A 21,672-nucleotide genomic window follows, 5' to 3' on the forward strand; every position below is an offset into this window, starting at 1 on the left:
CCCCATGAAGCAGCACATCCTCATCATCGGCGCCGGGTTCGGCGGTGTCTGGAGCGCCTTGAGCGCCGCGCGCCTGCTGGATAAACATGATCGCCATGACGTGCAGATCAGCGTCCTGGCCCCACAGCCGGCGCTACGTATTCGCCCACGTTTCTACGAGGCCGAAGTGCATGCCATGCAGGCACCGCTGGGCCCATTGTTTGCGGCAGTCGGCGTGGACTTCATCGAGGGCGCCGCCGACCGCATCGATGAACACGGCAAGCAGGTGACCTACCGCAACACGGCGGGCATCCCCACTACCCTCAAGTACGATCGCCTGGTGCTGGCCGCCGGCAGTCGTCTCAGTCGCCCGCAGATGGAAGGCCTCCAGCACGTGTTCGATGTGGACCAGATCGAAGACGCCACGCGCCTCGAAGCCCATATCAAGGGTTTGAAAAACCTGCCCGACAGCCCGGCACGCAACACCGTGGTGGTGGCCGGAGGAGGGTTTACCGGGATCGAGACCGCCACCGAAATGCCAGCACGCCTGCGCGCAGCACTGGGTGACGACGCCACTATCCGTGTGATCGTGGTGGACCGTGGCCCGCAGATCGGGGCATCCATGGGCGATGGCATTCGCCCGTCCATCGTCGAAGCCAGCCAACACCTGGGCCTCGAATGGCGATTGAACACCTCCGTGGCCGCGGTGGATGCCGGCGGCGTGACCCTGGCCGATGGGCAGCGCATCGAGTCCAGCACCGTGATCTGGACCATCGGCTTTCGCGCCAACCCGCTGACCGAACAGGTCAGCGGCACCCTTGACCCCCAGGGCCGCCTGCATGTGGACGGCAACCTCAAGGTGAAGGGCCAGGCCGATGTCTTTGCCGCCGGTGATGTGGCCTACGCCGCCACCGACGACCTCGGTCACTTCGCCGGCATGTCCTGCCAGCACGCCATCGCCCTGGGCCGCTACGCCGGCAACAACGTCGCCGCCGACCTGATCGGCGTGGCCCCGATGACCTACAGCCAGCCCAAATACGTCACCTGCCTCGACCTCGGGGCCTGGGGCGCGGTGTACACCGAGGGCTGGGATCGTCAACTCAAGCTGGTGGGCCAGGAAGCCAAGGAGCTCAAGCAGCAGATCAACACGGTGTGGATCTACCCGCCAGCCGCCGAACGGGCCACCGCCCTGGCGGCGGCTGACCCGCTGATTCCGGTGGCCTGACGCCCCACACCCGGTGCCCGCCAGCCCACTGTTTGCTGGCGAGCATAAATGCCAGGAGCGATCAGGCTCGCTCCTGCCTCAGCTTTGCGCGACACCCGTCCCAAACTTGCGAATCGCCAGGCAATACCCGATCAATGCCAGCGCCGCCAGCAACCCGCCCGCCACGCCGACCCAGGCGAAGCCGAAGTGGCTGCCGACCCAACTGCCCATCAGGGCGCCACCGCCGATGCCGATGTTGTAGATACCGGAGAACATCGCCATGGCCACGTCGGTGGCGTCCGGGGCCAGCACCAGTACCTTGGACTGCATGGCGAGGCCGAAGCCCATGATCGCCATGCCCCAGAACACGCTGAGGATCACCAGGTACGACTCGGCGCCGCTCAACGGCAGCATCAGCGCCAGGCACGCGGCCAGGATAAACACCGCGCCGACCACGAACAGGTGGGGGTTGAAGCGGTGCACCAGGCTGAACAGCAGCGAGCCGATGATGCCCGCGCCGCCGAACACCAGCAGGATCAGGGTCACCGCGCTGCCGCTCATGCCGGCCACGCCTTCGACGAAAGGTTCGATGTAGCTGTAGGCGGTGAATTGCGCGGTCACGGTCATCGCCGTGAGCACATACAACGCCACCAGCGCCGGACGCTTGAACAGCAGTGGCAGGCTGCGCAGGGAGCCGGAGTTCTGGCTCGGCAGCAACGGCAAGGTGCGCGCCAGCCAGAACACCAGGGCGGCGGCGAACGCGCCGATCACCAGGAACGTGGTGCGCCAACCCATGGCTTCGCCGAGCAGACGCCCCAGGGGAATACCCAGCACCATCGCCAGGGACGTACCGGTGGCGAGCAGGCCGAGGGCTTGCACCTGCTTGCCTTCCGGCGCCAGGCGTACCGCCAGGGACGCGGTGATCGACCAGAACAGCGCATGGGACAAGGCAATGCCGACGCGACTGACCATCAACAGGCCGAAACTGGTGGCCACGCTGGAAAGGATATGGCTGGCGATAAACAGGCAGAACAGCACGATCAGCAGCTTGCGTCGCTCGACGTTACGCGTCAGCAGCATCACCGGCAGCGAGGTCAGGGACACGATCCAGGCATAGATGGTGAGCATCAGGCCGACGCTGGACACGGGCATATCGAAGCTGGCGCCAATAGCGCTGAGCAGCCCGACGGGGACGAATTCAGTGGTATTGAACACAAACGCGGCCAGCGCCAGGGCGATGACCGGTTGCCAGTTGGCTTGGGGGGTTGCGGCTGAAATGCTCATTGAAGGGCGAGGTACTCTGGCGATGATCAAGCGGCCACCCAGGACAAGCGCCGCCGCCTGGCATTCTATAGGTTTATCGGCCGTCTGTTGACGTTCATCCCCCTCAAAATACCCTCAGTTTTGTCACGGTGCCGTCATGGTGACCACGTAGTTGCCTGACTGGATCGGCTTGCCGAGGCTGTCCACCAACAGGTACGTCTGGTCGTAATAACGCCCGCTGCCGCTGTCCGCCACCAGCCGCAGACTGGCCCCGTTGACGCTGGCGACCGGCGCCATACTGCGGACATCGAACCGATTGCCACGGCTGGCGCTCGGGCAACCTGTCACGTCCATCCGGGCACCGCTGTGCGCATTTGTCGCACACAAGGGTTCGACAATGCTGCCCGTGAAACTGATGGTGCCTTGACCCGCCGGCTGGGCCGCGCCGCAGGTGCTTGCCCAAAGGCAAAGGAGACAGGTAGCTGCCGAAAAACCGTTGATACGCATGCTGATACTCCTTCCTGGGCTATTAGGAAGTAAGTCGTCAGCAAAGGCACTAACTTGAGGTTATTCGCCTTAGCGCAACAAACGGTTAAGGATCCACCTGCGCCATCAACTCCGGAATGCTCTCCGGCCGCTTGGCATAACGCTGCGCCAACGCCGCACAGACCATCAACTGGATCTGGTGAAACAGCATCAAGGGCAAAATCAGCACGCCCATGCTCGCCCCGGCGAACAGCACCTGGGCCATCGGCACACCCGTGGCCAGGCTCTTCTTCGAGCCGCAGAACAGGATGGTGATGCGATCTTCCTGATTAAAGCCAAAAGCCTTGCCCAACAGGGTGGACGCCACCAGCACCAAGGCCAGCAACACGCAGCAGGCCACCACCAGGCCGCCCAGCTCCCACAGCGGGATCTGGTGCCAGATGCCTTCGTTGACCGCTTCGCTGAACGCGCCGTACACCACCAGCAGGATCGAACCCTGGTCGACGAACTTCAGCCAGGCTTTATTGCGCCCCACCCATGCGCCGATCCAGCGGCGGGCGATCTGCCCGGCGATAAACGGCAGCAGCAGTTGCACGCTGATTTTCAGGATCGCATCGACGGTGGAGCTGCCCTCGCCGTGCACATTGAGCAACAGCGTCACCAGCAACGGCGTGAGGAAGATGCCGAACAGGCTGGAGGCCGCCGCGCTGCAGATCGCCGCCGGGATATTGCCCCGTGCCAGCGAAGTAAAGGCAATCGCCGACTGCACCGTGGCCGGCAAGGCGCAGAGGTAGAGCATGCCCATGTACAGGTCCTTGCCGATCAGCGGCGACAACACCGGCTTGAGCGCAAGGCCCAGCAGCGGGAACAGTACAAAAGTCAGGCTGAACACCAGCAGGTGCAGACGCCAATGGCCCGCGCCGGCGACGATGGCCTGGCGCGACAGCTTGGCGCCGTGCAAAAAGAACAACAGCGCGATGGCCAGGTTGGTGACCCAGCCGAAGGCCACGGCGGTCTGGCCGCTGGCGGGCAGCAGGGAGGCGAGGATCACCGTGGCGATCAAGGTCAGGGTGAAGTTGTCGGGCAGAAAACGGGGGCGAGTCATAAGCGAATCTTCCGGGGGTTGCCAAGAGCGTCATGGCGACTCTAACGTAACGCCTTGTTACCGACTAACGCCAATGAGCCATTAAATGCCGCCTAAAGGACATGCCAATACCGTACGCCGCAGTGTGCCTGGGCTTTCCAGCCTGCCACGGCCGGTGTATGGGCGCACCGAATCGCTGCCCAACCGCGCCCTGACCCGCCGGCACAGCCACCCGTGGGTGCAATTGTCCTACGCCATTTCCGGGGTGCTGGAGATCCAGACCAGCGCCGGCCGCTTCGTCGCGCCGCCCCAGCGGGCGGTGTGGATCCCCGCGGGCGTGCCGCATCGGGTGTACAGCTCGCCCCACACCGAGATGCGCAGCCTGTACCTCGATTGCAGCGTCACCGCCTGGGCCGCCGAACGCTGCCAGGTGCTGGAGGTGAGCAGCCTGCTGCGCGAGTTGATCCGCAGCTTCAGCGAGCTGCCGGTGGAATATGCCGAGGATGGCCCGGATGGGCGCCTGGTCCAGGTAGTGCTCGATCAACTCGCCGCAGCGCCCAAGGTCGACTTGATGCTGCCATTGCCCCATGACCCAAGGTTGCGACAGATCTACCGCAGCTTGAGCCTGCGCCCGGAACAGCAAACTACCCTGGGACACTGGAGCGAGAAACTGGGGGTCAGCGAAAAGACGCTGAGCCGCCTGTTTTTGAAGGACACCGGCCTGACATTTCGAGCCTGGCGCCAGCGTTTAAGGTTATTGAGCGCCCTGCCCGCCCTGGAGCAAGGCGAGCGGGTGACGGATGTGGCGTTGAACTGTGGCTATGAGTCCACGTCGGCGTTTATCAACTCGTTTCGACAGCAGTTCGATGCCACGCCCGGTGAGTTCTTCCGCTGACCTCACCGACGATGAAGAATCACTGTGGGAGGGCCCCCTACCTCTTCGACGTAGCGCGTCTAGAGGGAGTTTGCTCCCCCCACATCAGACTTGTATGTACCTTCAGATCCCAGCCTTGGCCAGGATGGCCTGGAGCAACACATCCGCCCCTGCCGTCGACCACTCGGGGGAGATCTCCTCCGCTTCGTTATGGCTCAGCCCGTCCACGCACGGTACGAAGATCATCGCGGTCGGCGCCACCTGGTTCAGGTAGCAGGCGTCGTGCCCGGCGCCGGAGATCATCGGCCGATGGCTGTAGCCCAACGCCTCGGCGGACGCGCGTACCACCTCTACACAATCGCTGTCGAAGGCAATCGGTGCGTACTGGAAGATCTGCTTAACGCTGTGCTGCAAGCCGATGCCTTCGGCGATGTGCGCCACGGCGTCGCGCAATTGCTGGTCCTGGCGTGCCAGCACGGCCTCGTCCGGGTGCCGGAATTCCACGCTAAAAAACACCCGTCCCGGCACCACGTTGCGCGAGTTGGGAAAGATATTCGCCATGCCCACCGTGGCCCGTCCTTCCGCGCCCTGCTCCAGGCCCAGCCCATTCACGGCCTCGACCACACGGGCAAAACCGAGCAGCGCATCCAGGCGATGGTCCATCGGGGTGGTGCCGGCATGGGCGCTGCGCCCGCTCAATTCGACTTCGTACCAACGCTGGCCCTGGGCACCGGTGACCACGCCAATGGTGATGCCCTGGGCTTCAAGGATCGGGCCTTGTTCGATATGCAGTTCAAAGGCGGCATGCACCGCCTGGCCACCCACCGGGTGGGGGCCGGCATAGCCGATCTGCTGCAAGGCCTGGCCGATGGTCACGCCGGCCTTGTCCACACGGGACAACCCGTATTCCAGGTCAAACACGCCAGCGTAGACGCCGGAGGAAATCATCGCCGGGGCAAAGCGCGAGCCCTCTTCGTTGGTCCAGTTGACCACTTCGATGGGCCGGTCGGTTTCAATCCCCAGGTCGTTCAGGGTGCGCAGCACTTCCACTCCGGCGAGTACGCCATAGATGCCGTCGTACTTGCCGCCGAAGGGTTGGGAATCGCCGTGGGAGCCGGTCATCACCGGTGCCAGGTGGTCATGGCGCCCGGCGCGACGCGCAAATATATTGCCCATGGCGTCCACCCGTACCGTGCAACCGGCCGCAGTGCACCAGTGCACGAACAGATCGCGGCCACGCCGGTCCTCGTCGGTCAATGCCAGGCGCGACACACCGCCCTTTTCGGTGGCACCGATCTGCGCCATCTCCATCAACGAAGCCCACAGGCGTTCGCCGTTGACCCGTGCCAGGTTACTCATGGGGTTTGGCCCGATAACGGAAGTCGCAGTGGTGCGCGCCGCCCATGATGGTCTGGGTGCGGGTCAGTTCGATGTTCGGGTTGTAGCCGACGATAAACAGCTCGTCGCGGTTGCACGACAGCAAGTGGCCGATCTCGCCCAGGCCCATCTCGTGGTACATCTCGGCGTAGCGGCAGCGCTTGACGTCGTAGTCATAGTGCTCGGCATCGCTGGCGATGATCTCGACATTGAGCGCGTCATCCTTCTCCCACAGCACTTGCAACTCCACAAAGCTCTTGAGGTCGGCGCCCTGCTCTTCCAGTGCGGCAAAATGCTTGCCGGCCTGGATCGCCGCATTGCCCACGGCTTCGCCGATCACGGCGGCGGCAAAGTCCTTGCCCTGCTCGCGCTTGAGGATCTCGTAGATGGGCTTGATGATTTCCGCCTCGATCCGGCGCCGGGCAAGGATGCCCAGTTCACCTTCCAGTTTGCTCATTGCATCTCTCCATTGACCCTTGCAGGAGCGAGCCAGCTCGCACCTGCAGAGGGGGTGGGTTTATTGGCCGCCCGCCACACTCACCGGCTGCCATTGATTGGCCTTGACCTGGTAAACGGTGAACGACGGTTGCTTCAAGTTGCCCTCGGCATCGAACGCAATCGTGCCAGTCACGCCCGGATAGCTGATGGCGCGCAGCACCGGCAGGTACTTCTGTGGGTCGGTGGATCCGGCCTTCTCGATGGCCGCCACCAACACACCAACGCCGTCATAGGCAAACGGTGCATGCAGTTCGATCGCGGTTTTGTAGCGTTCCTTATAGGCCTGTTCGAACGCCTTGCCACCCGGCATCTGCGCAATCGCCAGGCCCGGCTCCAAGGCAATCACGCCCTCGCCTTCGTTCTGCGCCAGCTGCAGGAAAGTCTGGCTGACAAACCCACCGGCGCCCATCAGCGGTGCCTTGATCCCCAACTGCTTGATACGCCGGGCCAGCGGTGCAGCCTGGGCGTCGACGCCGCCGAAGAAGATCAGGTCAGGGTTCTGGCTACGGATATTGGTCAGCACGGCACTGAAGTCGATGGTCTTGTCGTCCACGTATTCGCGGGCAACCACCTTGGCACCCCCGGCCTCGATGGATTTGACGAACTGGTCCGCCAGGCCCTGGCCGAATGCGGTGCGGTCGTCGATCACGGCAATACGCTGGGCTTTCAAGGTGTTCAACGCATAGCGGCCGGCCACCTGGCCGCCATCGTCGTCGTGGCCCATGATGCGAAAGCTGGTGTCGAAGCCCTGCTGGGTGTAGGCATGCCCGGTAGCGACTGGCGCCACCTGGGCGATACCGGCGTCGTGGTAGACCCGCGCCGCCGGGATGCTGGTGCCGGTGTTCCAGTGGCCGACCACGCCGACCACGCCCTCATCCACCAGGCGTTGGGCAACGGTCACGGCGGTGCGCGGGTCGGACTGGTCGTCTTCGGACACCAGCTTGAAGGTCACCGCCTCACCATTGATTGTCGGGTGCTTGGCGTTAGCCTGGTCGATGGCCAGTTGCGCGCCATTTTCCAGGTCTTTACCAATCCGGGCCGAGGGCCCGGTCAAGGGACCGGCCAGGCCGATCAGCACGGTCTGGTCGGCCTGGGCCATGGCGCTCGCCAGGCTGCTCAGGGCCAGGCCAATCAGTGCGGTTTTGTTGAAAGTCTTCATCAGTCGTTCCTGTTTCTTTTCGGGCGGGTCGGAACACGCCGGGCGTCCGGTAGCGTCATGGGTGTTTTTTCATCGAGCCGTTATTCACCGAGGTAGGCGCTGCGCACCTCGGGGTGTTCAAGCAAATCTGCGGAGGGCCCGCTGAGGCTGATGCGGCCGGTGTCCATCACATAGGCGCGGTCGGTCACTTGCAGGGCCAGCCGTGCGTTCTGTTCCACCAACAGCAGGGTCATGCCCTGGCGACACACGTCGTCGATCACCTGGAAGATTTTTTCCACCATGATCGGCGCCAGGCCCATGGACGGCTCATCGAGGATCAGCAAACGCGGGCGTGACAGCAGCGCACGGGCCAGGGCGAGCATCTGTTGCTCACCGCCCGAGAGCAGGCCGGCGGACTGCTGCAGGCGCTCTTCCAGGCGCGGGAAGTGTTCGAACAGCTGGCGCATTTCGCGCTGCACCTGCTCGTTGTCACGGCGCAAAAACGCACCGGACTGAAGGTTCTCCAGCACGCTCATGCGCGCAAAAATCCCGCGCCCTTCCGGGACCATGGCGATGCCCTGGCGCAGCAACTGGTCCGGCGCCTGGCCGAGGATCGAGCGCCCGGCAAAGCGGATTGCACCCTGACTGGCCGGCAGCAGACCCGTCAGCGCCTTGAGGCTGGAGGTCTTGCCCGCACCGTTGGCACCGATCAGCGTGACGCGCTCACCCTCGGCAATGTGCAAATCCAGGGATTTGACCGCCTCGATGGCGCCGTAGCGCACCTGCAAACCCTCGACGTTCAACAAGGCTTCAGACATGGGCACTGGCTCCCAGGTAGGCCTGGATCACTGCCGGGTGCTGGCGCACTTCGACGGGTGGCCCTACGGCGATGACTTGGCCGTAATCGAGCACGCTGATGCGGTCGCATACGCCCATCACCAGCTTCACGTCGTGCTCGATCAACAGCAGGGTATGGCCGTCGTCGCGGATCTTTTCCAGCAGGCCGCGCAACTGCACTTTTTCACTGGCATTCATACCCGCCGCCGGCTCATCCAGGGCCAGCAGGCGCGGTTCGGTGGCCAATGCGCGGGCGATTTCCAGGCGGCGCTGATGGCCGTAGCTCAAGCTGTCGGCGCGATAATGGGCGAACCCCGCCAGCCCGACATACGCCAGCAGGCGATGGGCGTGGGCACGGGTTTGGGCTTCCTCATCGCGAGCACGACGATGCCGGCTCAAGGCGGCCCACAGGCCATTGCGGGTGCGCACATGGCGCCCGACCATGACGTTTTCCAGGGCGCTCATGGCATTGAACAAGCGGATATTCTGAAACGTGCGGGCAATGCCGGCTTCGGCCACCTGATGCACGCTGGTCGGCCGGTACTCCCGGCCATCGAGCTGGAAGCGCCCGGAATCCGGGGTATAGAGGCCGGTCATGACATTGAAGAAGGTGGTCTTGCCCGCGCCGTTGGGGCCGATCAGCCCGTAGATTTCGCCGGCCTGGATACTCAGGCTCACATCGGTCAACGCCGCCACGCCCCCGAAGTGTTTGTTGACCCGGTCAATCTGCAGCAGAGGTGCGTTCATCGTGCCACTCCTTTGGGCCACAGCCCGGCGGGTCGATAGAGCATCGCCAGGATCAACGCGAGGCCGTAGAACAGCTGGCGGATGATTTCCGGGTCCACCAGCACTTGGCCGAACAACGCCTGCTGCAACGGGCCCATGCTCGCGCGCAACGCTTCAGGCAATGCCGCCAGCAGTACGCAGCCAAGGATCACCCCCGGGATATGGCCCATGCCGCCGAGCACCACCATCGCCAGCACCGCAATGGACTCGTTGAGGGTGAACGATTCCGGCGAGACAAAGCCCTGGAACGAGGCGAACAGCGCGCCGCTCACCCCGCCGAACGCGGCGCCTATTGCAAACGCCAGCAACTTGAGGCGCACGGTGTTCACGCCCATGGCCTGGGCCGCTTCTTCGTCCTCGCGGATCGCCACCCAGGCACGGCCGATGCGCGAGTGCTCCAGGCGAATGCAGGCAAACAGAATCAGCACCACCAGCGCGGCGAACAGGTAGTAATAGAGGTACACCGACGGCAGGCGCAGGCCGAACAGTTCCTGGGTACGGCCCAGGTTCACGCCGAGCAGGTTCACCGGATCGACCTGGGCGATGCCTTTGGGGCCATTGGTGATATTCACCGGGCGGTCGAGGTTGCGCAGCAGGATACGGATGATCTCGCCAAAGCCCAGGGTGACGATGGCCAGGTAGTCGCCGCGCAGGCGCAAGGTCGGCGCACCCAACACCACACCGCATCCCGCCGCGAGCAAGGCGCCCAGGGGCAGGATCAACCAGATCGAGGTGTGCATGCCCGCCGGCAGCAACGCCGCCAGGGCTGGAAACTGTTGCAGCAGATGGGGCGACGACAGCAACGCGGCCAGGTAGGCGCCCACCGCGTAGAACGCGATGAAACCCATGTCCAGCAGCCCCGCATAACCGACCACGATGTTCAGGCCAAGGGCGAGCATGATGTACAGCAGGGCAAAATCCAGGGTCCGCACCCAGGTGTTGCCACCGGCGTGGCCGACGATCCACGGTGCCAGCACCAGGGCCACGGCAAACAGCAGCAGGCCCAGGCTGGCGCGTTGATTGGCAGTGAGTGGGTTGATCATGCGCGGATCGCCAGACGTTCGCCCAACAGCCCGGAAGGACGGAACACCAGCACCGCGATCAGCACGATAAAGGCAAACACATCCTGATAATTGCTGCCGAACACCCCGTTGGTGGCGGCGCCCAGGTAGCCGGTGCCCAGGGCTTCGATCAGCCCCAGCAACAGGCCGCCGAGCATGGCGCCCTTGAGGTTGCCGATACCGCCCAGCACCGCGGCGGTGAAGGCTTTGATCCCCGGCAGGAAGCCCATGTAGAAATGCGCGCTGCCGTAGTTGCTGGCCATCATTACCCCGGCCAATGCCGCCAGGGCGCCGCCGATGGCGAAGGTGAGCACGATGACCCGATTCGGGTTGATGCCCATCAGGCTCGCGACCTGGGGGTTTTCCGCCACGGCACGCATGGCCCGGCCAAAGCGCGTGCGCTCGACCAGCACCAGCAGCGCGACCATCACTGACAGCGCAATGGCGATGGTGGTGAGGGCCGTGGCGTTGGTGACAGCCGGGTGCGCGGAGACCCCGGGCAGTACTTCGATGGGTTCCAGCGGCAGCAGTTGCGGGAACATTTGCGGGTTACGGGTCCAGACCAGCATCGCGATGGTTTGCAAAAGCAGCGACACCCCGATGCCGCTGATCAACGGCGCCAGGCGCGGCGCGTGACGCAACCGGCGATAAGCGACGCGCTCGATCACCACCGCCAGCGCCGCACAAAATGCCATGGCGACCAGGGTGGCCGTCAGCAACACCAGCAGCGGTGGCAACGCCGGCCAAGTCGCCTGCAACAGGCGAATCATCGACAAGCCCACGAGCGCACCGATCATCAGCACATCGCCGTGGGCGAAGTTGATGATGCGCAGGATGCCGTAGACCATGGTGTACCCCAGGGCCACCAGCGCGTAGAGACTGCCCGTCATCAAGCCGTTGAGCAGTTGTTGGATAAACCCATCCATGAAGACCGTCGACCTCAGTGCGTACAAGGGCGGCACACTAAGCATCTATTCTGTTTTTATCAAATATCAGAAAGTTATAGGGTTATGCCAAAGCAATGACAGGGTATTTGTGCCGCAAATACGGCACTTATGGCTCTTTATTTGGGCTAAAACTTGGTGTTTAATTCAATACATGAATAAATCAGAACAGTTAGCCAATGACCCTCCCCTGCGTGCCGTGCGGACGTTCGAAGCGTTTGCGCGCCATGGCGGGGTGAATGCTGCCGCACGCGAGCTGGACGTGTCCGCCTCTGCCATCAGCCATCAACTGCACCTGCTGGAAGACTTCCTGCGGCAGCCGCTGACCCTGCGCCAGGGCCGCAACCTGGTGCTGACCGATGAAGGGCGCGAGTATTACCGTGCCATCCGCTCGGCCTTTGCCGTGCTGCGCAGCGCCACCGAACATGTGCGCGAGAAAAGCGCCACCCGCCAGGTGACCATCAGCCTGATCCCGCTGTTTGGCATCAACCTGTTTATCCCGCGCCTGGAGAACTTCCTCAAAGACCACCCGGCGCTGGACATCAACGTGACCTACGCCAACCACCGCAGCTACCCCAGCGATGCCGCCGACCTGTCGATTCGCTTCGGCACCGGGCACTGGCCGGGCTATCACAGCGAACCCCTGATCTCCGGCGCGGTGACCCCCTATTGCAGCCGCAGCTTTCTCGCCCAACACGGCCCCATCGACACGCCCCAGGCCTTGAGCGAACTGCCGTTGCTGCACGATGAAGAACGCGGCACCTGGGGCCAATGGTTCGAGGCAGCCGAGGTCGACACCACGGCGCTGAATGGCTTGCTGCTCGAAGACGGCCAACTGGCACTCACCGCCACCCTCACCGGCCTGGGCTGCGCGTTGCTGCGCGCGCCGCTGGTAGCGCCCCATGTGGCCAATGGCGAGCTGGTGAAGCTGTTTGATCTGGAGGTCAATGATGGCCGCCAGTACTACCTGTGCCGGCGAGCCAACAGTGAGTTGTCGAGCGAGGGGAATGACTTGTATGACTGGATCAAGCGCAGCTTGAATGCGGTATAGGCATTGTGGAGATCCAAATGTGGGAGGGGCGGTTTACAGGTCAGCTGCCGTTACCGCCATGGGCCTCTTCGAAGAAGTAGTCCTTCCAGCTCGCCGCCTTGTTTTTCAGTACGCCCAGTTCCTGCAATTTCTCGGCGTAGATGAAGGTACGCTGCGGCACGATGGTGAAGTCGATTTCCGGGTCCTGGACGATTTTTTCCACCAGGTCCAACGGCAGCTTTGACTGTTCTACACGGATATACGCCTTGGCCGCTGCCGGTTTGTCGGCCTTGATGATCTGCTCGGCTTCGGCCAGCGCGGCGTAGAACGCCTGGTAGGTCTTGGGGTTTTCGTCGTGGATTTTCTGCGTGGTGTAGAGCACGTTGAACGTCGCCGGACCGCCGAGGATGTCGTAGGAACTGAGCACCTTGTGCACGCTGGGGCTCAGCAGCTCCTGGTACTGGAACGGCGGACTGGAGAAGTGCGCGTTGATCTCCGAACCACCGGCAATCAACGCGGCGGTGGCGTCGGGGTGGGCCAGGCTGATGGAGATGTCATCGAATTTCTTGTAGTGGGCATCGCCGAACTGCCTGGCGGTTTCGATCTGCAAGGTGCGCGACTGGAAACCCACCCCGGCGGCAGGCACGGCGATGCGGTCCTTCTCGCTGAAGTCCTTGAGGGTCTTCACGTTGGGGTTGTTGGTCAGCAGGTAGTTGGGCATCGAGCCCAAGGAGGCGATGGCCTTGACGTTCTGCTTGCCCTTGGTACGGTCCCACAGGGTGAGCATCGGCGGCACACCGGCGGACACCACATCCAGGGCGCCGGCCAGCAGCGATTCGTTCATGGCGGTGGCGCCGGAAATGCTGTTCCATTCCACCTGGATGTCCAGGCCCTGGGCCTTGCCGTGTTTTTCGATCAGGTGCTGGTCGCGCACCACATCGAGGATCAGGTAGCCGATGCCGAATTGCTGGGCGATGCTGATCTTGCCTTCGGCCTGGGCACCGGGGCTGAGCAACACGCTGGCGGCGGCGAGGGACGCGGCCAGGAGGGTCAGGGAGGAACGCTTGAACGTCATGGGGAATCTGCCGCGTTTTCGAGAAGGTGATGGAGCGTAGCCGCGGTTTTTTAGACAGCAAAAGAATATCTGGGTCTATTGTTATGCAAATACCCCTAAAACAGCGCGCGGCTGGTATCGTGCCGCGCTTTGAAAAAACTGCCGCACACTGTGAGGAACTGCACGTTGAACACTGACGAAAAAATGACCGGGGACCTGTTCGAGGTGGATAAGCGCCTGTCACTCAAACCCGTGGTGGACTTCAACAGCTACCTGCGCAGCGCTTTCGGCGACGGCCCGTGCACCTGCATACGCTGCACCGCCAGCGGCGGTGACGAAACCGGCTACGCGTTCCAGCACACCTTCAGCTTCGACGGCAAACCGACCCAGCGCCGCTTTGCCTCCACGGCGGGCAGTGATGTGTTGATGGCGCTGAAAAAGGCCTGGTTGTCTTTCACCAAGGCTGAGTTGCCTTCGAGTGGCGCGCTGGCGCTGGAGACGGTGAAGGAATTTGTCGAACCGCAGTTGCACAAGCGCCTGGCGCCGCTGTTCCTCGCCAGCGGGCTGGTCAAGGAGGTGGACGGCGAGTTGCACCTGCAGCCACAAGCTGCGGCCTGAACCTAATCGTCAGCGCAAACGGGTGACGGTGAGCGCCACCACGGCGATCCGCTCCACACGCTCATAGCCGGGCTTTTCCAGCTCTTCGCCGAACACATCGGGGTCAAGTTCGCGGTAGGTCCACCCAAAGGCATCGCTGTCCAGCAACGGCGTGACGGCGGCCAGGAACGGATCCTCCCCGGCGACAATCGCCACGCCGGTGTAGAGCACCAGGCTGCCGCCCAGGGCCAGGCGCCCAACGGCCTCGCCGGCGATGCGCACCGACAGTTGCTCGCCCAGTGCCCCGCCGCCATGCCGGTAGGCCCGCTGGCGGTCGTCATTCATATAGGGCGGATTGGCGACGATCAGGTCGAACGTGCCTTCGACGCCGCCCAGCACATCGCTGTGGTACGCCGTGACGTTCGCCAACCCGGCCAGCTCGGCATTCACCGCTGTCAGGCGCAAGGCGCGCGGGTTGATGTCCACCGCCAGCACCTCGGCGTCAGGCCGCGCCCGGGCGACCACCAACGCGCCTACACCGGCGCCGCAGCCAATGTCCACGGCGCGTTTGATCGGCTCGAAGCGCTGTTGCATATGGGCTTCGATCAGTTGGGCAAACCGATAGCTGTCAGGCCCGAAAAACACCGCGTCCGCTTGCGTGGTGGGGTACGCCGAGTGGGCAAACAGCAGGTCGTCCAGGCTCGACCAACGCACCGCACTGCGCCACAGCGCCTCGTGTTTTTCGACCACATCGGCCTGCTGCAGCTCCTCACGAAACGCCTCGGGCAACAGCTCGCGGTCAAACGGCAGCGACCAGCCGAAGACGTCCCGCAGGTCCTTCGCCAGCGGCCTCCCCTGGCGCTGGAAAAACCGCTCATGGGTCAAGGGCGTTGGCGTGATGAACCGGTAGCCATTTTCCTTCAACCCCCGGCCCAGGTTCAGCAGGGCGCGGTCGGCGAGTTGTTGTGCAGACATGGGTGATTTCCTTAGCGCAGGCGCGAACGCAGTTGGATAAAGCGGCGAGTGGCATACAACCCGGCGGGCGTGCAGTGACGCTGCGCCGACAGCCACGGGATCAGCGCATTGAGCTGCTGTTCATCGGGCAGGTTCCACAGCGAATCCACCAGCGCCTGGGTGTCCGGGTCGGACGGGCGATGCTGCTCGCGGGAGAAGCGGCTGCCGCACCCGGGCCGCACGGGCGCCACACGTTGAGCGCTGATCCAGTCACCCGCGATCCAGTCGCGCAGCAGCTGTTTCTCATAGCCGCTGAACACGCCGAACATCGCCGCGCCCGCGCCTTCGATCAATTGCCAGAAGCGACTCTCGGCCGGATCCTGGTTGCGCTTGATCCAGCCCTTGTCTTCCAGGGCCTGCAGAAAGATGCCGATCTGCCCCGGCCGCGCCAGCCATTGGTTGACGGTCTTGCCGTCGAAGCGGCAGTAATCCGAATGCATGTGCTGGCCGAACGTGCGCTTGCGTTCAAGCATGGCAACCACTTCGTCATTCAGGTTGAAGTCGTGGATAACCGCGCTGGTCCCCGGGCCGAGGTCATTCAGGCGATACCCCTCGGCCACCCGGCGATAGAAGTCCTCCCTGCCCTCCCCCAGCGGCAGCAGGTTCAACACCGACTGCGCGGCCTTGCAGGCGTGGCCGCTGCTGGCATTGTCGATGGTGACGTGGAGGGTGAAGTAATACGGGTCGATGCCCAGTTCGCTCAACTCATACGCGGTGATCAGCAGGTGCAACGGCAACTGCTCATAACCGAGGTTGAAACCGATGATCTCCGGCAGAAAGTCGTCGGCGCACAGGCCCAGCGACAGTTGCAGGGCGCCTTGCAGGTAATGGTTGTCCTCAAGGCCGGCGTCGCTGTCGGCATCATGCTCGCTGAGTAACTTGCGATAGATCACCACATGATTTTGCGCCGCTTCGCCGTCACCCAGCTCTTCCAGGTAGGTGGTGAGCAGGCCGTCGAAACGCGGGTCGTGCCAATAGCGCAGCAGGCCATTGAGCCAGGCCCCGTCGACCTGTTTGGTCGGCGCCACGCGCTGCAGGAAATACAGCGCATGGGCCTTGTTCTGGAAATAACGACGTGGCCGGCCTTGCTGGCGTTGTTCCAGGTAATCGGCATAGGCCTGGGCCACGTCGGCACAGCGCTGTTCGATCCAGGCCGGCAGTTGTTCAGGCATCTGCGGCAACTCACTGGGCGCGTCGCGCACCTGCGCCAAGTGCGTGCGCAGAAACTCCCGCGCAACCTCTTCAGCGCCAGGGGTTTCGCCATACAGGTGTTGGTACAACCACTGGTACTGACCCGGTTGGGTGATGGAGGCCGGCTGGCCCGACAGCGCTGTGAGAAGCGTCATGATGGCAGTTTCCGCAAAGTCCGATCCAACCAGGCCTCCCGACAAGGAGGCCCCGCAAGCGCGCTCAACAGCACACGCGTCTAGAATGCAGAGCCTGCGGGCATGGGGAAAATTCAATCGGGGTTGTGCGGCTGCGGATCAGTGGTCGTCAGTAGCCCACGCCACGTACGCCGCCCGAGGCACGGATCGACTCACCTGTGACCCAATGCGCCGCCTCGGAGGCCAGGAATACGGCCAGCGGTGCAATGTCCTCGGGCTCGCCGAAACGCCCCAGCGGCGTGCCGGCAATCAGCGACTGACCAAATTCGCCGGCGAAGTTGCCATCGGTGGCAGGCGTATGGGTATGGCCGGGCAGGATCGAATTGACGCGAATACCGCGCGGTCCCAACTCACGGGCCAGGGCAAACGTCAGGGTATCCACCGCCCCCTTGGTGGCCGAATAGACGCTGGAGGCCAGGTACGGATCGGTACTGAGGATCGAGCTGATATTGATGATACTGCCGCCCTGCCCCAGCAACTTGACCGCCTCACGTACCGCCAGCAAGTAGCCCAGTACATTGAGGTTGAACTGCTTGTGAAAGGCCTCTTCGGTCAGGTCTTCAATCATCTGGAACACCGCCACGCCCGCGTTGTTGACCAGGATGTCGAGCCTGCCGTATTCGCTGCGCACCGTGTCGAACAGGCGTGTCACATCGGCAGCCTGGCTCATGTCGGCGCGCACGCCGAACGCAGTGCCACCGTGGGCGTGGATATGGGCGACCACCGCATCGGCGTCAGGTTTGCTGTTGGCGTAATTGACCACCACCGTCGCCCCTGCTGCTGCCAGGGCCTTGGCGATGCCGGCACCAATGCCTTTAGAGGCGCCAGTCACGACTGCGATTTTTCCATTGAGTGTCATAGCTGTTTTCCCAGGTTGAGTGATAGTGCTGATCCCCAGTATTCGGGCAAGGCCTGAAACGGCGGTTGCCGGTTTCTCTTCCATGCTTGCCTATTCTTCGCACGTGGCTTGCTTTACCTTCTGCCAGGGCTCATGGTCAGCGCCATGAACGACAACCTGAATGAACTGCGCCGTCTGGTGATGCGCGCAGAAAACACCTGGACCGATACCGGCCTGCCGCGCGTAGCGATGGTCCAGGCCGAAGCCTGTGCCGATCAGTTGTACCCGCCGATGGTGCACCTGGTGCTGCAAGGCTCGAAAACCCTCTCGATTGGCGATCAGGTCTCGACGTACGGGCCGTCCAGCTATTTTGTGGTGCCGGTGGAGGTACCCGCCACCGGCCAGGTCCACGCCGGCGCACCCGGCCTGCCCTACCTGGCACTCAGCCTGACCCTGGAGCCTACGGTGATCGCGGCCGTGCTGGCGGATGAAGTCCCCCCCGAAGAAAGTCTGGGCGCGCAACGGTTCGCGGCGTTGCAGGCCACCGACGAATTGCTGGACGCCTGGCTGCGCATGCTGCGCCTGATGGATCGGCCCAGCGAAGCGGCTGTGCTGGCCCCCCTGATCGAACGGGAGATTGTATTTCGTGTATTGCAGGGCCCGCTGCGCTCAACCCTGGTGCAAATGGCCCGCCCCGATGGGCGCCTGGCGCAGATCCGGCGAGCCACCGCGTGGATTCGAGAGCACTACACCGAACCCTTTCGCGTGGAACCGCTGGCGGCCATGACCGACATGAGCGTCGCGGCGTTCTATCGGCACTTCAAGGCGGCTACCGCAATGACGCCGATTCAGTACCAGAAGCACTTGCGCCTGTTGCGGGCGCGCTGGTTGCTGCTGTTCGACAGCCTGGATGCAGCGTCTATCGCGTTCCAGGTGGGCTATGAAAGCGCCTCGCAGTTCAGCCGCGAATACGCACGACTGTTTGGCCTGCCGCCGATCAAGGACGCGGCCAGGTTCAAGGTCTAGCCCCACCACCAGCACTGCCTGAAGGTTAAAAATCGACGATGCGGGTACCTGCAATCGTCTGGGCAAAGCCCACGCCAAACAGGTGTGCAGGGCTTTCAAAGCCGCTGCGGCGCTCACCGCCAAGCACCCGCCGCGCGGCTTCCACAGCGGCGAGAGGCGTGTAGCTGTAGCCATTGACGGTCTCGATCACCGAGCGCGCCACGCTGCCATCCGCGCCGGTCACTTCGGCGATGGCGCGGGCGCGATGGGCGTCACGCTCGACCTGCGTGGGGCCGTCGGGCAGTTGTGACAGGTCACCGTCGGGGAAGGCGTCGCCACTGATGTGCACGAACATCGCGATATCCGCGATCGCGGTGGAATGCCAGGCGGTCACCAGGTCGCCGAAGGACAGCGGCACGCACAGCACCGGGCCATCGCCGAAGTCCAATAGCTGGGGCTGTGCGTCCGGGGTCGCGATCAGTTGGCCGTCGACCCTTGCCATAACGCCCGCGCCGATGATTTCGCCCACACTCAGCGCCGAGCCTCGAGACATCGAGCCCGGCACTTGCAGGGCGATGCGCAACGATTGGGGCTGCCGCACGCGCTGGGCGACATGCATGGCCAGACAGTCGGTGGGCACGACGTCCCAGCCGACACCGGGCAGCAACATGACGCCGGCTGCGGCGGCGTCGCTGCCGAGTTGCTCGGCCAAGCGATAGACGTTGATCTCGGCGGTGATATCCAGGTAGTCGACCCCGGCCTTGATACAGGCCTGCATCAAGGTGCCCGCCGTGTGGGCGAAGGGCCCGGCGACATTGAGCAGCACATCGATACCGTCCAGGGCCTCAGCGGTGGGTGCCTGCGCGGTGAAGACGCGGTATTGCACCTCGAGTTGGGCCGCGAGCGGCGCCAGTCGTTCGGCATTGCGCCCGGCGATCACCAGGGCCAGGCCCAGGGCTTTGGCGTGTTCGGCGGCCATGCGTCCGGTATAGCCGGTGGCGCCGTAGATCATCAGGGTTTTCATAGGCTGTGCTGCCAGTTCTTGTAGACGAATTCGAGGCTGTACCCGTCCGGGTCCAGTACGTTGGCGGCGTAGTAGTCGGGGTCGTAGTGCAAGCGGGCGCCGGGTGCACCGTTATCGCGGGCGCCATGGGCCAGGGCGGCGGCGTAGGCGGCCTCCACCTCGGCACGGCTGTTGGCGACGAACCCCACATGCACCGCGCGGCCTTCGACCACACCTTCACGCAGCCAGAAAAACATGCGGCCATGGGCACCGAACCCTTTGAGATCCGGGTGACCGGCAGGCCCGTCCTTGCCATCGAAGTCATGGCGAGCGGTGATGCCCAGGGGCGTCAGCGTGGCGGTGTAGAAACCCACGGAACGCGGGATGTCACTGACTGAAAGAAAGAGATGATCAAGCATGCGGTAGCCTCGCGATTCAAATGATGTAGCCGCCCGCGACCTCAATTGTCTGGGCATTGATCCAACGGCCTTCTTCCGACAGCAGCATGGCGATAACCCGTGCCACGTCTTCCGGTTCGCCTACACGGCCCAGGGCGGTTTGCCCGGCCAGCAGCGCTTCGAACTCATCGTTCAAGCCACCGCCCAGTTCGGTGCGGATGGCGCCGGGTGACACCGCGTTGGCACGGATACGGCGCTCACCGAATTCCTTGGCCATGTAGCGGGTGAGTACGTCGAGGCCGCCCTTGAAGGCGGCATATGGCGCCACACCGGCGGTAGCGACGCGGGTGGTGGCGCTGGTGAGGTTGACGATGCTGGCGTGTTCTTCCAGCAGCGGCAGCAGGGTCTGGGTGAGGAAGAACGGGCCCTTGAGATGGACGTTGAACAGGCCGTCGAATTGCGCTTCGGTCACGCTTTCAAGCGGGTTGAACAGGCCATAGCCGGCATTGTTGACCAGCCCGCCCAGGGTGTTTGCACCCCAAGTGGTACGCAGGGTCTGCACCACGGCGTCACGGAACGCTGCGAATGTACCGGTAGCGCTGACATCCAGCTGCAACGCCGCCGCCTTGCCGCCGGCCGATTCGATGCGCTGGACCACCGCACGTGCGGCCTCGGGGTTGCGGTTGTAAGTGAGGATCACGCCGTGACCTTGGCGGCCACACAGTTCGGCGGTACTGGCGCCGATGCCACGGCTGCCTCCGGTAATCACGATAACGCTCATGGCTTGCTCCACTGTTGAAAAGCTGAGTCACCACAATAGCCATCGCCCTACCCCCTGACGCAGCCGTTCCTACTCCAATCCTGCCTGTTTCTGCTTTTTGCTTGCGCAAGGTCTGCAGGAAGGCACAGCATGGCCAGCATGAATACTCAATTGATCGAACTGCGTGCCCTGGCCGCCAGGGCCGAAAACCGCCGCACCGAGACCGGTATCCCGCGAGTGGCGATGGTCCAGGGCGAGATTCCAGAGCATATGCTCGCGGCGGTGTATGACCCGATGATCAACCTGATCCTGCAGGGCAGCAAATCACTGACCGTGGGCGACCGCACGTTGCACTACGACCCGGCGACGTATTTTGTGATGTCCATCGAGTTGCCCGCCGTGGGCGTGGTCAACCCGGCAAGTACGGGCGAACCCTACCTGGCGGTCAGTCTGACCCTGGACCCGGCGGTGCTCACCACCTTGCTCAATGACCTGCCCGCGCCAAGCGGTCGCGGCGAACAGGACGCGGGGTTTTCAGTGGCGGCGGTGACGCCTGCGTTGATGGACGCCTGGGTGCGCATGCTGCGCCTGATGGGCGATCCGGTGGCAATCGCGGCCTTGGCGCCGGTGTATGAGCGGGAAATTCTCTACCACGTGCTGCAAGGCCCCCATGGTTGGATGCTGCGGGAAATCGCCGCGCCGGATACCGCCATGGCGCGGGTCAGCCAGGCGATCCAGTGGATACGCCGGGACTATGCCGAACCGATCCGGGTGGAGGCCTTGGCACAGAAGGCGGCGATGAGTGTTTCGGCGTTTCACCGGCACTTCAAGGCGGTGACCAACTTGAGCCCGTTGCAGTACCAGAAACGCGTGCGCCTGTTAAACGCGCGCACGTTGATGCTGGCCAGTGCGAGCAGCGTGACCAAGGCCGCGTTCGAAGTGGGGTATGAAAGCGCGACCCAGTTCAGCCGCGACTATGCGCGCGTCTTCGGGCTGCCGCCGGCGCGGGATACGGCGCGGATTCTGGCGCAGAGCAAAGGACAGTGAACACAGGCCC

General features: G+C 63.6%; 23 protein-coding genes. 6 read left to right on the plus strand and 17 right to left on the minus strand.

Annotated features, from left to right (window positions below; translation table 11 throughout):
• Positions 1 to 4 precede the first annotated feature (4 nt).
• Positions 5 to 1,204 carry an NAD(P)/FAD-dependent oxidoreductase gene (locus tag J1N02_RS01245; RefSeq protein WP_108572731.1) on the plus strand — a complete coding sequence of 400 codons (1,200 nt, stop codon included), beginning with the start codon at positions 5 to 7 and terminating at the stop codon, positions 1,202 to 1,204.
• Between the two features lie 78 nt (positions 1,205 to 1,282).
• Here the strand turns inward: J1N02_RS01245 and J1N02_RS01250 are convergent, their stop codons facing one another.
• The 3 genes from J1N02_RS01250 to J1N02_RS01260 all read right to left on the minus strand — a co-directional run bounded on the left by J1N02_RS01250 (position 1,283) and on the right by J1N02_RS01260 (position 4,037).
• Entirely contained in the window at positions 1,283 to 2,467 is a 1,185-nt protein-coding gene (locus J1N02_RS01250; protein ID WP_108572729.1) for a sugar transporter, read from the minus strand.
• A gap of 123 nt (positions 2,468 to 2,590) precedes the next feature.
• The gene (locus tag J1N02_RS01255) at positions 2,591 to 2,953 is read right to left on the minus strand and encodes a hypothetical protein (protein ID WP_092357403.1); all 363 of its coding nucleotides are present in this window, start codon (positions 2,951 to 2,953) and stop codon (positions 2,591 to 2,593) included.
• An 85-nt stretch (positions 2,954 to 3,038) separates the two neighbouring features.
• A complete protein-coding gene (locus tag J1N02_RS01260; RefSeq protein ID WP_027607273.1) occupies positions 3,039 to 4,037 on the minus strand; it encodes a bile acid:sodium symporter family protein in 999 nt (332 codons plus the stop codon).
• 85 nt (positions 4,038 to 4,122) lie between these two features.
• Here J1N02_RS01260 and J1N02_RS01265 point away from each other — a divergent pair, with 85 nt between their 5' ends.
• A complete protein-coding gene (locus J1N02_RS01265; protein ID WP_421147081.1) occupies positions 4,123 to 4,911 on the plus strand; it encodes an AraC family transcriptional regulator in 789 nt (262 codons plus the stop codon).
• A gap of 102 nt (positions 4,912 to 5,013) precedes the next feature.
• Here J1N02_RS01265 and J1N02_RS01270 read toward each other — a convergent pair whose 3' ends face one another.
• From J1N02_RS01270 to J1N02_RS01300, 7 genes are all read right to left on the minus strand, one after another.
• A complete protein-coding gene (locus J1N02_RS01270) occupies positions 5,014 to 6,249 on the minus strand; it encodes a Zn-dependent hydrolase (RefSeq protein WP_027607275.1) in 1,236 nt (411 codons plus the stop codon).
• Positions 6,242 to 6,724, minus strand: a complete 483-nt coding sequence (locus J1N02_RS01275; protein ID WP_098479196.1) for an L-2-amino-thiazoline-4-carboxylic acid hydrolase — start codon at positions 6,722 to 6,724, stop codon at positions 6,242 to 6,244. The genes J1N02_RS01270 and J1N02_RS01275 overlap by 8 nt, the downstream gene beginning before the upstream one ends.
• Before the next feature lie 60 nt (positions 6,725 to 6,784).
• Positions 6,785 to 7,924, minus strand: coding sequence for a branched-chain amino acid ABC transporter substrate-binding protein (locus J1N02_RS01280; RefSeq protein WP_065948080.1), 1,140 nt, complete (start codon positions 7,922 to 7,924; stop codon positions 6,785 to 6,787).
• Positions 7,925 to 8,004: 80 nt separating this feature from the next.
• On the minus strand, positions 8,005 to 8,721 hold the full coding sequence (locus J1N02_RS01285; protein ID WP_027607278.1) for an ABC transporter ATP-binding protein: 717 nt from the start codon (positions 8,719 to 8,721) through the stop codon (positions 8,005 to 8,007).
• Entirely contained in the window at positions 8,714 to 9,487 is a 774-nt protein-coding gene (locus tag J1N02_RS01290; RefSeq protein WP_027607279.1) for an ABC transporter ATP-binding protein, read from the minus strand. The genes J1N02_RS01285 and J1N02_RS01290 overlap by 8 nt, the downstream gene beginning before the upstream one ends.
• The gene (locus J1N02_RS01295; protein ID WP_027607280.1) at positions 9,484 to 10,569 is read right to left on the minus strand and encodes a branched-chain amino acid ABC transporter permease; all 1,086 of its coding nucleotides are present in this window, start codon (positions 10,567 to 10,569) and stop codon (positions 9,484 to 9,486) included. Before J1N02_RS01295 ends, J1N02_RS01290 begins: the two co-directional genes overlap by 4 nt.
• Complete coding sequence (locus J1N02_RS01300) at positions 10,566 to 11,513, minus strand: branched-chain amino acid ABC transporter permease (protein ID WP_027607281.1); 948 nt, start codon at positions 11,511 to 11,513, stop codon at positions 10,566 to 10,568. The genes J1N02_RS01295 and J1N02_RS01300 overlap by 4 nt, the downstream gene beginning before the upstream one ends.
• 172 nt (positions 11,514 to 11,685) lie before the next feature.
• On the opposite strand from J1N02_RS01300, the gene J1N02_RS01305 reads away from it, so the two are divergent.
• Positions 11,686 to 12,582 carry a LysR substrate-binding domain-containing protein gene (locus J1N02_RS01305; protein WP_098479194.1) on the plus strand — a complete coding sequence of 299 codons (897 nt, stop codon included), beginning with the start codon at positions 11,686 to 11,688 and terminating at the stop codon, positions 12,580 to 12,582.
• A gap of 40 nt (positions 12,583 to 12,622) precedes the next feature.
• Here the strand turns inward: J1N02_RS01305 and J1N02_RS01310 are convergent, their stop codons facing one another.
• Positions 12,623 to 13,636 carry an ABC transporter substrate-binding protein gene (locus J1N02_RS01310; RefSeq protein ID WP_421147082.1) on the minus strand — a complete coding sequence of 338 codons (1,014 nt, stop codon included), beginning with the start codon at positions 13,634 to 13,636 and terminating at the stop codon, positions 12,623 to 12,625.
• A gap of 165 nt (positions 13,637 to 13,801) precedes the next feature.
• Between J1N02_RS01310 and J1N02_RS01315 the strand changes: the two genes are divergently transcribed.
• On the plus strand, positions 13,802 to 14,233 hold the full coding sequence (locus tag J1N02_RS01315) for a hypothetical protein (protein ID WP_027607284.1): 432 nt from the start codon (positions 13,802 to 13,804) through the stop codon (positions 14,231 to 14,233).
• A gap of 9 nt (positions 14,234 to 14,242) precedes the next feature.
• On the opposite strand, the gene J1N02_RS01320 is transcribed toward J1N02_RS01315, so the two are convergent.
• From J1N02_RS01320 to J1N02_RS01330, 3 genes are all read right to left on the minus strand, one after another.
• Positions 14,243 to 15,187: a class I SAM-dependent methyltransferase gene (locus tag J1N02_RS01320; protein ID WP_169899835.1), complete on the minus strand. Its 945-nt coding sequence runs from the start codon at positions 15,185 to 15,187 to the stop codon at positions 14,243 to 14,245.
• 11 nt (positions 15,188 to 15,198) lie between these two features.
• The gene (locus J1N02_RS01325) at positions 15,199 to 16,572 is read right to left on the minus strand and encodes an iron-containing redox enzyme family protein (RefSeq protein ID WP_421147083.1); all 1,374 of its coding nucleotides are present in this window, start codon (positions 16,570 to 16,572) and stop codon (positions 15,199 to 15,201) included.
• Positions 16,573 to 16,720: 148 nt separating this feature from the next.
• Positions 16,721 to 17,470 (minus strand): glucose 1-dehydrogenase, encoded by a 750-nt coding sequence (locus J1N02_RS01330; protein WP_092488750.1) that lies wholly within the window; start codon positions 17,468 to 17,470, stop codon positions 16,721 to 16,723.
• A 144-nt stretch (positions 17,471 to 17,614) separates the two neighbouring features.
• On the opposite strand from J1N02_RS01330, the gene J1N02_RS01335 reads away from it, so the two are divergent.
• Positions 17,615 to 18,475 (plus strand): AraC family transcriptional regulator, encoded by an 861-nt coding sequence (locus J1N02_RS01335; protein ID WP_092488751.1) that lies wholly within the window; start codon positions 17,615 to 17,617, stop codon positions 18,473 to 18,475.
• Positions 18,476 to 18,500: 25 nt separating this feature from the next.
• On the opposite strand, the gene J1N02_RS01340 is transcribed toward J1N02_RS01335, so the two are convergent.
• The 3 genes from J1N02_RS01340 to J1N02_RS01350 are packed head-to-tail and all read right to left on the minus strand — an operon-like array spanning position 18,501 to position 20,636.
• Positions 18,501 to 19,478: a saccharopine dehydrogenase family protein gene (locus J1N02_RS01340; RefSeq protein ID WP_421147084.1), complete on the minus strand. Its 978-nt coding sequence runs from the start codon at positions 19,476 to 19,478 to the stop codon at positions 18,501 to 18,503.
• Entirely contained in the window at positions 19,475 to 19,876 is a 402-nt protein-coding gene (locus J1N02_RS01345) for a VOC family protein (RefSeq protein ID WP_421147085.1), read from the minus strand. The genes J1N02_RS01340 and J1N02_RS01345 overlap by 4 nt, the downstream gene beginning before the upstream one ends.
• A 16-nt stretch (positions 19,877 to 19,892) precedes the next feature.
• Complete coding sequence (locus J1N02_RS01350) at positions 19,893 to 20,636, minus strand: SDR family NAD(P)-dependent oxidoreductase (RefSeq protein ID WP_092488754.1); 744 nt, start codon at positions 20,634 to 20,636, stop codon at positions 19,893 to 19,895.
• Between the two features lie 138 nt (positions 20,637 to 20,774).
• Here J1N02_RS01350 and J1N02_RS01355 point away from each other — a divergent pair, with 138 nt between their 5' ends.
• Positions 20,775 to 21,662 (plus strand): AraC family transcriptional regulator N-terminal domain-containing protein, encoded by an 888-nt coding sequence (locus J1N02_RS01355; RefSeq protein ID WP_421147086.1) that lies wholly within the window; start codon positions 20,775 to 20,777, stop codon positions 21,660 to 21,662.
• Positions 21,663 to 21,672: the final 10 nt, after the last annotated feature.

It is taken from the genome of Pseudomonas sp. NFX5, assembly GCF_049132125.1.
In the GTDB taxonomy this organism is placed as follows: domain Bacteria; phylum Pseudomonadota; class Gammaproteobacteria; order Pseudomonadales; family Pseudomonadaceae; genus Aquipseudomonas; species Aquipseudomonas marginalis.